The organism is Serratia sp. Ser99 (genome assembly GCF_024519545.1).
GTDB classification, from domain to species: domain Bacteria; phylum Pseudomonadota; class Gammaproteobacteria; order Enterobacterales; family Enterobacteriaceae; genus Serratia; species Serratia liquefaciens.
The window spans coordinates 41,132-54,246 of record NZ_JALJRT010000018.1 but is presented as its reverse complement, the minus strand read 5'-3'; the positions used below and the strand labels follow the sequence as shown (position 1 = coordinate 54,246).

Genomic DNA, 13,115 nt, shown 5'->3' with positions numbered 1-13,115 from the left:
GAGGAGCCATATTAAAGACGCCCGCTTAAGGAAACTTAAGCGGGCGTTTTGCTTTTGTTTTTCTATTTAATTTAAAGCTTCAGCTCAGAATAGCTTCCAGCCTGCCCAGCACCTCGTTCATGATACTGTCACCTATACGTTCCAGTCGTTTTCCGCTGCGAGCCCCCAGGTCAATAGTTCTGGGCTGTGCGCGATTTTCAGTCAGACTCCTATGGCATTTTCCTTAACGTGACGAGGCGTACGATAGAAAATTATTCTCATGATTCAAATGATTATGACAAATCAGATAAACAAAATGCGGCGCAGATTCCAGATCAGGCTGCGCCGGAAATATCTCAGCGATAACGCGAAGGCCTGATTTGCTCTGGTGCGATACCGAGCGCTTCGGCAATCAGCCCCCCACCTCGTCTTTATCCCCTTCCCATTGGCCTGTTCTGTTGCCCGTTTCTGCCCGCAGGATGCCGCTGCGGATCGTTAAGCCCAAGGGGTTGGCAACTCTGCCGATACCCGCCGCTGTCAGATCATGAAGATAGCTCATGTGGTAATGAAATTTAGTCGCTTTCACTCATCCGATGGCTCTGGCATAAAATATGCAACATTAACTTATTGACAACATGAAGACTGATGAGTGAACAAACCAGTAACTTCTACGAAATCAAGAAGCCAATTCAGTTTTCATCTCAGAACTTAGGGTGCAACATCGCGATGAGCAGAGACTTTACATTTACGATTAAGCGCAGCCTTTTCGATGAGGATTATAACCCCTCTGAGAATACGCGTATTACTACCAATTTTGCCAATTTGGCCAGAGGGAAAAATCGCCGGGAGAATCTGCGCAACACATTGGTAATGATTGATAATCGTTTCAATACGTTAGCGCATTGGGACAACCCAAAAGGCGATCGTTACTCTGTCGAGCTTGAAATTATTTCTGTCGAGATGAGTGTTGAAGGCAATGGCAATACCTTCCCAGTGATTGAAATATTAAAAACCAACATTATTGATAAAAAAACTCACCAGCGGATTGAAGGCATTGTCGGGAATAATTTCTCTTCTTATGTGCGAGATTATGACTTCAGTGTATTGCTGCTGGAACACAACAAAAACCAACCTGGGTTTAGCATACCAGATGATTTTGGCGACCTGCACGGCAACATATTTAAGTATTTCGTCAACTCAACGGAGTACAAACAGAATTTTAAAAAGTCACCGGTAATCTGCTTAAGCGTCTCAAGTAAAGACTCTTATCAGCGGACGGGTAACCAACACCCTGTATTGGGCATAGAATATCAGCAAAACGACTCCTCTTTGACTGAGAAGTATTTCGAAAAAATGGGATTACAGGTTCGCTACTTTATGCCGAAAAATAGCGTTGCGCCTTTGGCCTTTTATTTCTCCGGTGATTTGCTGAGTGATTACACTGATATTGAGCTTATCAGTACCATCAGCACGATGGAGACTTTCCAAAAAATTTATCGGCCTGAGATTTACAATGCGAACTCTGCCGCAGGGCAATATTATCAGCCAAGCCTGAATCAGCAGGATCATTCATTGACGAAAATTGTTTATGACCGAGAAGAACGCAGCCAGTTGGCTATTGAGCAGGGGAAATTTACTGAAGAGCATTTCATCAAACCCTACAAGAATATTCTTGAGCAATGGTCTGCTCACTACGCTCTTTGATTAATCGAAAATAAAAGGTCATTTATTATGAAAATTTTGCTCCCAACTTCTACTGCCGGCAGTTTGCCGAAACCTTCCTGGCTTGCACAACCTGAGACACTTTGGTCACCGTGGAAACTGCAAGATGAGGAATTAATTGAGGGAAAACAAGATGCCCTGCGCTTGTCCCTGGATGATCAACTGCGTGCAGGCATTGATATTGTCAGCGATGGCGAGCAAACGCGCCAACACTTTGTCACTACGTTTATCGAACACCTGAGCGGCGTTGATTTCGAGAAGCGTGAGGTGGTTAAAATCCGTAATCGCTACGATGCGAGCGTACCGACCGTGGTTGGCGCTGTGGCGCGTCAAAAACCCGTTTTTGTGGAAGATGCCAAGTTTTTACGTCAGCTGACCAAGCAACCTATCAAATGGGCCCTGCCAGGCCCGATGACCATGATCGATACGCTCTATGATAACCACTATAAGAGCCGCGAAAAACTGGCCTGGGAATTTGCCAAGATCCTCAATCAGGAAGCCAAAGAATTAGAAGCTGCGGGCGTCGATATTATCCAGTTTGATGAACCCGCCTTTAACGTTTTTTTTGATGAGGTGAACGATTGGGGGATCGCCGCCCTGGAAAGAGCCATTGAAGGGCTTAAATGTGAAACGGCGGTACATATCTGCTACGGCTATGGCATCAAGGCCAATACGGATTGGAAGAAGACGCTGGGATCAGAGTGGAGACAATACGAAGAAGCGTTCCCCAAACTGCAAACGTCGAATATCGATATCATCTCGCTGGAATGTCATAACTCGCATGTTCCTATGGATCTGCTTGAACTGATCCGCGGTAAAAAAGTGATGGTCGGGGCCATTGACGTGGCGACCAACAGCATAGAAACCCCGGAGGAAGTGGCCAATACATTGCGCAAAGCCCTTCAGTTTGTCGATGCCGACAAACTCTACCCTTCGACCAACTGCGGCATGGCGCCTTTATCGCGTCGGGTAGCCACAGGCAAACTCAATGCCTTAAGCGCAGGTGCAGAGATCATCCGTAGAGAGCTATCAGTAAAGTAACTTCGCCCAATATCCTGCTTTCGGCGGATAAATGTGCGAAGTGGTAAACCCTATTTGAGCCCGCTCAGGGAAACTTGAGCGGGCTTCTCGCATTTTTATCCGCCAACGTTGCTACGCGTTGCATCAGTTTGCGCAGTGCTGCGCCTTTTAGTCTTTTCTCCACGCGACTCACATTCATCACTTAACTTCACCCTCACTATCGCCAGTAGAGTAAGCGCTATGAAATTTTTCAGACACCTTGTGCGTACGCCAAATTTCGTACAATATACGGGGATAAGATGGGATTCAGGGACGTAAAAAAGCTCGCTATACGCTGTCTTCAGCAAGGCGCGTATGACCATGAGGTACGTGGCAACATCGATGTCAAGAATCTGTTCGCCACTGGTCAGGTTGATAAAAACGAGGTAATCGAACTTATCAGGAAAACTTACGGAGACGCATATCAGTGCCGTCCACATCATCAGGATGCCGCTACTGACGTTCACATTCTTCAACCCTGGAAGTCCGGTTGCTGCTGGTACGTAAAATTTTATTTTATGGAACCCGACGTCATCTTTATCAGCGTGCACCAATAAATCGACAAGGAGTTCAAAGTGAAAATTGTTAAAGAAGGCGATACGCGTGCCGTTCTGTGTCACCACTGCGGGAAATCTATCGCGACTTATCGTTTACGCGATGTGGACTTCAGCGATCGGCGTGGCACGGTGAAGAATATTCTGGCCGCGGTCTGTAACCAGTGCGACGCCGTGGTCAGTGTCCCTGCTCAATCCACACCGCAAATTAAAAGCGAGTTTGAGCAAAGCAAGTCGGCGCTGGAAGTCCGGGTTCCGGCGCACTATCTCGATATTCTTAACGTCGCCACGCAGAAAATAGATGCTTCACTGGGCGAAGATTTTCATAAGACGCTGATCCTGTATTACCTTCATGCGCTGACCACCGGCTACTATCATCAGGAAGGACTGAAAGCGCTGTTAGGCAGCGAGCTGGCAAATGCCAAGGCATCCAAACGGCTGTCAATGAAAGTCACTAAAAAACAGCTGGCTGAAGTCAATAGTCTAATGGAACAACAGAACCTGATGCGAAGCTCCGACGTGGTCAAAGCGGTGATCCTGAAAGTTTGTCAGGATATCGTGCAGGAGAAAAACCTGGGCGTGTTGCCTGAATTGCGCAACCTCGCCGCCGCCATTTCCTGAGAATTTTTCTGTCGCTGAAGTGCCTAACGAACCTCAGGTGCGCTCTGTCATGCTGCCATCGGGCCCCAGATTGTCAGTCAGGATCTTCAATAACGCGCGAACTTTCGGCAGCGCCTGCCGGCTCTTGAGCCAGGCCAGATTAATCGGTAATCCATCGGTTGCCAGATGAGGCAATACCTCCACCAGCGAACCCTCTGCAAGTTGCCGTTTCACCAACCAGGTAGGCAACTGCGCTATGCCGTGCCCGGCCAAAACGGCGGTAAGCTGCCCTTCTGCATCGCCGATAGCCACCCGCGCCGGTAACACCCTTTTCTCGCTGTTATTCGCCTGCCCGCCGGCAAAATGCCAGGGAGTGAGCATACCGTTGCCTTCGCCGTAAACCACGCAGCTGTGATTATCCAAATCCTGTTCGTTGTTCGGCACGCCGCGCTTTTTCACATAGGCCGGTGAAGCGCAAAAAATATGCCGCTGCGCCCCCAGATAACAGTGTCCTAAAGTATTCGGCCAAATATCCGCGCCACCGATACGCACAATAATATCGATCCCCTCTATCACAGGATCGACAAAGCGGTCGGAAAACGAAATATGCGGCATTAACAGCGGATGATCCTCAATTAGCTTAAGGATCACCGGTAAAGCATGCAGACGACCATAGGCGGCAGGAAGATCGATACGCACCCTTCCCTGCGGCTCGGCATTTTCGGCCTGCATGGCAAGCTCCGCCTCTTCCAGCTCGCCCAATACGCTGGTGCAGGTGCGGTAAAAGGTTTCCCCCGCGTCGGTCAGTGAGAGACGCCGCGTGGTCCGGTTAAACAAGCGAACCTGCAGCCGGCTTTCAAGACGGGCAATGCCTTTGCTGATGGCGGAACCGGTCAAATTCAGGCGTTCTGCGGCGGCCGTAAAGCTGCCCAGATCGGCTACGCAGACAAACAGATCGATACCTTTGAGTCGTTCGGAAGAAAACATAGTCCGTCACCATTAATGAATTTAATTCCATAAACTCGGTAATTTATAGCCTAAATAGGAAATTTATTCCCCGTAAACTCGATCTGGTAATACATCCTCAGGGCCAGGCCCGATTCAACCACAGACCATGACAAGAGTTTATTGATGAGCATAAACAAACCAAGGGTGCTGATTACCGGCGCCACCGGCCAGATAGGCGGCGATACTTTGCGTAACCTGCAGGCAGACACCACCATTGCCCTGGTGGCGGCGGTACGCTCCCCGAAAAAAGCCGAGCCTTTTATCGCTCAGGGCATCAGCACCGTCATTATGGATTTTGATCAAGAAGAAACGCTGGCGCCGGCGCTGCAGGGTATTGACCGCGCCTTTCTGGCGACCGGCTATACCGTCGACATGCTGCGCCAGAGCAAGGTGTTTCTCGATAAGGCGAAACAGGCCGGGGTACAGCATATTGTGCACCTCGGTGCTTGTGGCCGCGACGACACCACCATTGCTCACTGGGCCTGGCATCAATTGATCGAACGTTATATTGAGGCATCAGGTTTCAGCTTTACGCATTTGCGGCCGGAGTGCTTTATGCAAAATCTGATCGGCTACGGTGGCATTCCCGCGGTGGTCAACGGCGTCATTCAGCAATACACCGGTGATGCTCCCTTCAGTTGGGTTGACGGCGAAGACGTCGCGCTGGCGGCAGCCTGTTCACTGCTGCACCCTGAACAGCATGCGGGCAAAACCTATCGACTGGGTTATGACGCAAAATCCTATGGCGAGATTGCGGCCATGTTGACGGAAATACTGGGCCAGCCATTTCGCTATGAAGCGCTCGATTACCGGATTTTCCTGGAGAACATGCGGCAATCTGGCGCCGAAATGGCTTATATGAACTGCGTTGGCGACAACCTACGCCGCATTGCCGAACGCGATATTCCCGGCGTTGAAGAAACCTTTGACAACTTCCCGACAATTGCCGGCAAAGAGCCGGTTCGTTGGCCAGAGTTTATCCGCAAACACCGGGCCGCTTTCGCCTATTAATTCCTTTTTTATCTGGCCCGTTTGGGCAAAACCAGGCGGGCTTTAGCTTTACATCTGCCCTGCGCCACTTAGGCTCATCATCAAAAAAATTTTTTAAATATAAATTTATCAATCAGATAAAAACACACTCCGCCCGAAACGACATTGTGGAGATATTGTGAATTTGCACTTTCCTTACAATAAATGAGAATAGTTATCGTTATCATAATTATTCAATAATATTTGCACATACTTTCAGGGATAAGATGCATGATTTACACACACTCTTTCAAATTGAAACCAGGCGCGATTTTGCTGGCGGGATTAATTAGCGGGAGCGGCTATGCTGCCGATGATTTGGCAGCGGAAAGTGAGGAAATGGTAGTTTTGGCGCCGGCGGAAGAACAATTAAAACAGCAGCCTGGCGTTTCCATTATTACCGCCGAGGACATCGCCAAGGATCCGCCGGTCAACGATTTATCCGACATCATCCGCAAAATGCCCGGCGTGAACCTGACCGGCAACAGCGCCAGCGGCAGCCGTGGCAATAACCGCCAGATCGATATACGCGGCATGGGGCCGGAAAATACGCTGATTTTAATCGACGGCGTCCCCACCACGTCGCGCAATTCAGTTCGCTATAGCTGGCGCGGCGAAAGGGACACCCGCGGCGATACCAACTGGGTGCCGGCGGAAATGGTTGAGCGCATCGAAGTGCTGCGTGGGCCTGCGGCGGCGCGTTACGGTTCCGGTGCCGCCGGCGGTGTGATTAATATCATCACCAAACGCCCCACCAATGACTGGCATGGCAGCCTGTCGCTGTTTACCAATCAGCCTGAAAACGACAAGGAAGGCGCAACGAAACGCACCAACTTTAGCCTCAGCGGCCCGTTGGCCGGCGACGCGCTCACCATGCGCCTGTACGGCAACTTTAACAAGACCGACGCCGATGCGGCGGATATCAACACCGCGCAAAACGGATCCTATGCTGCCGGTAGCGAAGGCGTACGCAACAAAGACGTCAACGCCCTGTTCTCGTGGAAAATGACCCCGACGCAGATCCTCGATTTTGAGCTGGGCTACAGCCGCCAAGGCAATATCTATGCCGGTGATACCCAGTACAGCAACGGTAATCTCAGCCCGAACGATCTGGTTTCGTCGCTGTACGGACAAGAAACCAACCGCCTGTATCGCCAGACTTACGGCATCACCCATAACGGCATCTGGGATTGGGGCCAGTCACGCGTCGGTGTTTACTACGAAAAAACCAACAATACCCGTCTTCAGGAAGGCTCTACCGGGCGTGTCGAAGGGATGATCAACAGCGACCAATTCAACACCAGTCGGCTAAAAAATGTCAGAACCACCGGTGAAGTGACGCTGCCGCTCAACCTGTGGTTCGAACAAACCATGACCCTGGGGGCCGAGTGGAACCGTGAGCAGCTCGACGATCCGGCCTCTATGCAGGTCACCGATGCCAGCGGCGTCACCATCGGCGATATCTCCGGCGATCCTTCCGGACGCAGCGCCAAAAACAGCGCAGAACTCAGCGCCTTGTACTTCGAAGATAATATCGAAGTCCTGCCCGGCACCCTGCTGATCCCCGGCATGCGTTTTGATTATCACAGCAAATTCGGCAGCAACTGGAGCCCAAGCCTGAATGCCTCGCAGGAACTTGGCGACCATTTCAAACTGAAAGCCGGGATCGCCCGCGTCTTCAAAGCCCCAAACCTGTATCAGTCCAGCGAAGGCTACCTGCTGGCCACCCGCGGCAACGGCTGCCCGGACAACATTGCGACGGGGAGCTGCTACCTGATGGGCAATGCCGACTTGGATCCGGAAGTCAGCATCAACAAAGAAGTCGGCCTGGAGTTCACCTATGAAGGGTTCAACGCCGGTATTACCTATTTCCGTAACGATTATAAAAACAAAATCGTTTCCGGGACCGATCTGGTGGGCTACGCCTCTAACGGCTACAACATTCTGCGTTGGGAAAATGGCGGCAAGGCGGTGGTGGAAGGGCTTGAAGGCAACCTGGTGATCCCGGTAGTGAAAGATCGGCTGAACTGGCGTACCAACGCCACCTATATGATCACATCGGAAAATAAGGATACCGGGAACCCGCTTTCCGTGATCCCGAAATACACCGTTAACACCATGCTGGATTATCAGGTAACCGACAAACTCTCGACCAACCTCACCTGGACATTCTATGGCCGTCAGAAACCCCGCGAATATGCCGAGATCCGTAATGAAGTCGGTTCGCTGGCGACCAATGAAGTGGGAGCTTACACCGTGGCCGCGGTTGGCGTGAATTACGATCTGACCAAGGATCTGCGCCTGAATGCCGGTATCAGTAACCTGTTTGATAAACAGCTGTACCGCGAGAATCAAGGGGCATCAACTTACAACGAGTCTGGGCGCGCGTATTACGCCGGTATGACCCTGTCATTCTGATCGAATAAATAAGCAGGCCCGTTCGGGGAAAACCGGGCGGGCTCTTTAGGCTTTAAAAACTTCTTCTGGCCACCAGAAAAGCACCAACTACCAGCAACACGGCCCCCAGCAGCGCGGGCAAATTTTCACGCATTGCCGCCGGCCCGGCCTTATAAATATCGGCCATCAATCCCGCCACCAACTGGCTGGCAACCAGTACGGCAATGGTGGTTGCCGCCCCCAGCTTCTGGTAACCCAAAATGCCGGAAAACACAAAAAACGATCCCAACAAGCCAGGCAACAACATCCACAACCGCAGGGAACCCGTGACTTCGGCCAGAGCCGTGACACCGTTTTTGGCAAACAGCAGGCCCATCAACAACACCAGGCCAACACTGGAGTTGATCACCAGCGTAATCAGCACCGTCGACACGCTCTCTGTAATGCGCACCATCAACAGGTTCTGAATGACCAGGCTGACCCCGGCCGCAACCAGCAGCAATAGCATGATATTCATAGAGATCTCGGTTTTCAATGTGCCATTAACGCTTCGGTGGGGCGCTAGCGTCGTCGAGCTTCAGCTGCAGGAAGGTCAAATCCAGCCATTTGCCAAACTTGGCACCCACTTCGCTCATGCGGCCGACCATCTCGAAGCCCAGATTAATGTGCAACTGCACAGACGCGTGGTTGCCGGACTCAATGCCCGCCACCATCACGTGTTTGCCGATCGCCAGCGCCTGCTCAATCAGCGCAATCAACAGCGTTTTACCTACCCCGCCGCCGCGGCTGTCTCGCCGAACATACACCGAATGCTCGACGGTGTGTCGATAGCCGTCCCACGCCCGCCAATCGCCAAATGAGGCATAGCCCATCACCTCACCCGCTGCGTCAATCGCCACCAGCACCGGGTAGCCCATCCCCTGCCGTTCTGTTATCCACGCGGCGCGGTTTGCCTCGTCGACGCTAAGTTCATTCCAGATTGCCGTGGTGTTCAGCACGGCGTCGTTATAGATAGCGGCGATGCCTGCACTATCGGTTATAGTCGCGTTACGGATAAGCATGTTGACCTCTTGGTTGACCGTCTACTATCATACTACGATATGGATAATAAATTAGACAACCTAAATCAGCGCATCGGCGCGAGGATCCGCATCGAACGTGAGGCACGCCATTGGTCGCTGTCCGATCTGGCGGAACGAGCCGGCGTTTCACGCGCGATGGTGCATAAAATTGAACGCGGCGACAGTAGCCCAACGGCGATGTTGCTGGGGCGGCTTTCCGGCGCATTCGGTCTGAGCATGTCCAAACTGATCGCCCGGGCGGAAACGCAGGAAGGTCGGCTGATGCGTAAGCAGGACCAACCGCTATGGGTCGATCCCGACAGCGGCTACGTGCGTCGCCATGTGTCGCCGCAGTCGGATATGCCGCTCGATCTGGTACGCATTGAACTGCCCGCCGGGGCCGCGATCCCCATGCCGGCTTCGGCCTATGCCTTTATGCGGCAATTGATCTGGGTTTTGTCCGGCTCGCTGGTGTTTCAGGAAGGCGAAACCCGCCATGAAATGGACCAGGGCGATTGCCTGGAACTTGGCCCACCGACCGACTGCGTGTTCAAGAATGAAAGCGCTGAACTCTGCATCTATTTGGTGGTGGTGATGAACAAGGCCTGAGTCACTCAGGCCAAAGCGTGGCGGCGCTTAAGGTTATCCTTCCCGATTGTACCCCGCGCAGAAAAACTTTTCGGCCAGGCGGTTGCTGCCGCCGGTGAAGAACTCACTCATCATCTCGCCGTTAAGATCGTAAGCCCGGCAGAGCAAGCCGGCCTCGAACGCAGCCTGATTTTCGTCACCCAGGCTTTCCGCCAGGTGGTGCGCATAGCCCAATACAAAGCCACGTTTGTAGTCACAACAGAAACGGGACAGTTGCGCAGCAGGCTTGGCGTCCCGCGCGGCTAACCCGGCCATCAGCCCCTTACCGAAGTGATTGTCCATGTACCCTCCCCTAATTTTCAACAATCGCTATATAAAATATTATATAGCGATCATCGCACTCATGGACATACTCACAAAGTTTTACCTCATCTACGCAAGGCAATAAAAAAGCCCGCAGAGGGAATCCTGCGGGCCGATCAGTCTCAGAAAAAGCGATTACAGGGTAAAGTTCAGCCCTTCCACCACCGTCTGCTCCAGCGGCAAACGCCCTGAAGGGATCTCTTTTTGCTGCAGGAATTCAGGCAGCAGGGATTTGTCGCCCGCCTTGCCGATCGCCACCATGCCATGCACCTGATAGTTATCCGGCAGGTTGAGCGCAGCCTTGATTTTATCGTGGTGAACGCCGCCCATGCAGTGGGTCAGCCAGCCTTTCAGATGCGCCTGCAGCGCCAGATTGGCCCAGGCAGCACCGGTATCAAAGGAATGGCTTGGGTTATCCACTTCCTTCTCGCCGTTCAGGCTGGTCGTTTTCGAAATGATCACTACCAACGCCGAAGCGTGCTGCGCCCAGCCGCGGTTGAATTCAATCAGGAAGTCCAGGTAGCTGTCCCAACTGGCCGAACCGTGCTTGCTATAAGCGAAGCGCCACGGCTGGATGTTATACGCCGAAGGCGACCAGCGTGCCGCTTCGAAGAAGCTCAACAGGGTCGTATCGTCGATAGGATCATTCGCCAGCGCGCGCGGCGACCAGCGTTCAATAAACTGCGCATCAATCGGGTGATCGGAAACTCTTGGCTGGCTCATGGACATCTCTCTCATGGGAATGGAATACCAAATTTATCCAATATTCCCATGCCGCACGCCAGAAAAACTTTTATTTTGTGCTGTTCATCAGCCGCCAAGTTCCTGCTGTAGCCAGTCGAGGAATGCCCGTACCGGCGGGTGCCGTTCACGCCCGGGTACACACAACGCGGTGTAGGCCGATCCCGGCACGCGAATATCCGGCCGATAGGGTACCAGCAAACCATTACGCACCTGATCGGACACCATTACCGAGCTCGCCAGCACCAACCCCTGGCCGGCTACCGCCGCTTGCAGCGCATAATGCTCTTCATCATAGGCCCGCAGCGTCGTGTGGCGCTGCCACCAATCGACCCCGGCAGCCAGGCACCAATCGCGCCAGCGGGTTTCGTAGAGGGTGGAATCCCGCCAGCGCACGGTGATCAAGGTTGGTGCAGGTTGCTCCGCCGCACAAAACCCCGGGGCGCCGTAAACGCCAAAACTCTCTTCCAGCCGCGCCGCCTGGTACAACTGCGGGTAGTTTGCACTGCTGTAACGAATAGCGATGTCTACGCTGGCGTCCTGCTGCAGATCAATCACCTCAGCGCAGGCCTCCAGGCGTACCAAATAGTGCGGATAGGCCTGATAAAAACGCCCCAGGCGCGGTACCAACCACAGCGCCGCGAAGGAATGGGTAACGGAAACGCACAGCGATCCCGAGCTCGGCGTTGGTCGCAGAGCATCCAGCACCGTTGCCACGTCGAGCAATGCGCCGTGCACTCCGGCGAACAAACGCTCGCCCTTTGGCGTCAACCGCACGCCCCGCGGTATCCGATCGAATAATGCAAAACCCAGCTGCTGCTCAAGCGCTTTTATCTGATGCGATACCGCCGTCGGCGTCACCGCCAACTCCAAAGCCGCCTGTTTAAAACTACGCAACCGGGCGGCGGATTCAAAGGTGCGCAATGCGGTAACCGGCAGCGAGGCAAACATGGTCAGGGCTCCCTACAGATGAATTGAACTCATCCTGAAAGAATAGCCGTCATTTGTCACTACAGCTTTACTCACCCTAAATTGATTCTCGTGTTCTACACCACCATCAATGGAGAACGACATGAATTCATCTCATCAGTCAAAACGACTTATCGTCCTGGTTGGCAGCCCACGTCGCGACGGCAACAGTGCAACCCTGGCGCAGGCCATCATGGCAGGTGCCGCGGAGGCCGGCACCGACGCCAGCCTGTTTTTTTTAGACGATTACATCAACGGTTTTTTGGTGGATGAGCGCCACGCAACCCCGCCTGCCGACCGTTATGGCGAACTGTTCCTTGAGCATTTTCTGCCGGCGGACGCTGCGGTGTTCTGCACCCCGCTTTACTGGTACGGCATGTCGGCGCAAACCAAAGCCTTTTTCGACCGCTCTTTCAGCTACTACTCCAGCGCCTACCCCGATGCGGAACAGGTGCATCAGCGTATGAGCGGCAAACGCATCGGGCTGGCGGTAGCCTCGGAGGAAACCTATCCCGGTGCCGCGATGGGGATTGTGCATCAAATTCAGGAGTTCAGCCGCTATTCGCATTCCGAATTCGTCGGGCTGGTTCATGGCGCGGGCAACAGCCGGGGCGAAATCAGCCGCGATCCGCGTAACCCGCTGCAAGCCGCCCGCGAGCTGGGGCGCGAGATATTCACTCGTCCCTATTCAGACTACCGGATGGATACGCCGCGCAGCCCGCAGGTTTGGCAAAACTGACGCCGCCCAGGGGTAGCCTTATGCTGAAAATAAGGCGTTTGAAAAATTGGCGAACTCACTAAAACTTAACGTAATTGTGGATGAACAAGCGAAAGCTGGGCGTATACCATGACCAGGAGTGGGAATATACGGCACACCTGCTTTAAAAACTGCCCATAGTGCTCCTGCCTTGTAAAAGGCATCATTGCCGCACAAGACTTGCCTGCTATGAAATAGATATATTGCTGGGCTGAGTCTCTACGCTTCCTCAAGCTAACAACCTGTAGGGAAAATTAATAATTACGTTGGGGCGAAAACTTTCGCCTC

The 13,115-nt window shown here is 52.8% G+C and carries 13 protein-coding genes; 7 read left to right on the top strand and 6 right to left on the bottom strand.

The window, feature by feature from the left end:
- Positions 1-705: 705 nt before the first annotated feature.
- The 3 genes from NR114_RS23305 (at position 706) to NR114_RS23295 (ending at position 3,935) form a co-directional block, all read left to right on the top strand.
- Positions 706-1,683 carry a DUF1852 domain-containing protein gene (locus tag NR114_RS23305; protein ID WP_256813831.1) on the top strand — a complete coding sequence of 326 codons (978 nt, stop codon included), beginning with the start codon at positions 706-708 and terminating at the stop codon, positions 1,681-1,683.
- Between the two features lie 27 nt (positions 1,684-1,710).
- Complete coding sequence (locus NR114_RS23300) at positions 1,711-2,742, top strand: methionine synthase (protein ID WP_116928013.1); 1,032 nt, start codon at positions 1,711-1,713, stop codon at positions 2,740-2,742.
- A 593-nt stretch (positions 2,743-3,335) separates the two neighbouring features.
- A complete protein-coding gene (locus NR114_RS23295) occupies positions 3,336-3,935 on the top strand; it encodes a hypothetical protein (protein ID WP_046373148.1) in 600 nt (199 codons plus the stop codon).
- 33 nt (positions 3,936-3,968) lie between these two features.
- Here the strand turns inward: NR114_RS23295 and NR114_RS23290 are convergent, their stop codons facing one another.
- A complete protein-coding gene (locus NR114_RS23290; RefSeq protein WP_234530706.1) occupies positions 3,969-4,901 on the bottom strand; it encodes a LysR family transcriptional regulator in 933 nt (310 codons plus the stop codon).
- Positions 4,902-5,045: 144 nt separating this feature from the next.
- Here NR114_RS23290 and NR114_RS23285 point away from each other — a divergent pair, with 144 nt between their 5' ends.
- The gene (locus tag NR114_RS23285; RefSeq protein WP_234530708.1) at positions 5,046-5,933 is read left to right on the top strand and encodes an SDR family oxidoreductase; all 888 of its coding nucleotides are present in this window, start codon (positions 5,046-5,048) and stop codon (positions 5,931-5,933) included.
- A 249-nt stretch (positions 5,934-6,182) separates the two neighbouring features.
- Positions 6,183-8,369 carry a TonB-dependent siderophore receptor gene (locus NR114_RS23280; RefSeq protein WP_234530710.1) on the top strand — a complete coding sequence of 729 codons (2,187 nt, stop codon included), beginning with the start codon at positions 6,183-6,185 and terminating at the stop codon, positions 8,367-8,369.
- Between the two features lie 52 nt (positions 8,370-8,421).
- Here the strand turns inward: NR114_RS23280 and NR114_RS23275 are convergent, their stop codons facing one another.
- Together NR114_RS23275 and NR114_RS23270 are read right to left on the bottom strand one after the other, a co-directional pair.
- Complete coding sequence (locus tag NR114_RS23275) at positions 8,422-8,871, bottom strand: DMT family transporter (protein WP_371078261.1); 450 nt, start codon at positions 8,869-8,871, stop codon at positions 8,422-8,424.
- A gap of 19 nt (positions 8,872-8,890) precedes the next feature.
- The gene (locus NR114_RS23270; protein ID WP_256813502.1) at positions 8,891-9,409 is read right to left on the bottom strand and encodes a GNAT family N-acetyltransferase; all 519 of its coding nucleotides are present in this window, start codon (positions 9,407-9,409) and stop codon (positions 8,891-8,893) included.
- 39 nt (positions 9,410-9,448) lie between these two features.
- On the opposite strand from NR114_RS23270, the gene NR114_RS23265 reads away from it, so the two are divergent.
- Positions 9,449-10,018: an XRE family transcriptional regulator gene (locus NR114_RS23265; RefSeq protein ID WP_116690177.1), complete on the top strand. Its 570-nt coding sequence runs from the start codon at positions 9,449-9,451 to the stop codon at positions 10,016-10,018.
- A gap of 33 nt (positions 10,019-10,051) precedes the next feature.
- Here the strand turns inward: NR114_RS23265 and NR114_RS23260 are convergent, their stop codons facing one another.
- From NR114_RS23260 to NR114_RS23250, 3 genes are all read right to left on the bottom strand, one after another.
- On the bottom strand, positions 10,052-10,339 hold the full coding sequence (locus tag NR114_RS23260; RefSeq protein WP_020827688.1) for a DUF2623 family protein: 288 nt from the start codon (positions 10,337-10,339) through the stop codon (positions 10,052-10,054).
- A gap of 156 nt (positions 10,340-10,495) precedes the next feature.
- Entirely contained in the window at positions 10,496-11,083 is a 588-nt protein-coding gene (locus NR114_RS23255; protein ID WP_020827689.1) for a nitroreductase family protein, read from the bottom strand.
- Between the two features lie 87 nt (positions 11,084-11,170).
- Positions 11,171-12,052, bottom strand: a complete 882-nt coding sequence (locus NR114_RS23250; protein ID WP_234530712.1) for a LysR substrate-binding domain-containing protein — start codon at positions 12,050-12,052, stop codon at positions 11,171-11,173.
- A 121-nt stretch (positions 12,053-12,173) separates the two neighbouring features.
- Between NR114_RS23250 and NR114_RS23245 the strand changes: the two genes are divergently transcribed.
- The gene (locus tag NR114_RS23245) at positions 12,174-12,809 is read left to right on the top strand and encodes a flavodoxin family protein (protein WP_020827691.1); all 636 of its coding nucleotides are present in this window, start codon (positions 12,174-12,176) and stop codon (positions 12,807-12,809) included.
- The last annotated feature ends 306 nt before the right edge of the window (positions 12,810-13,115 follow it).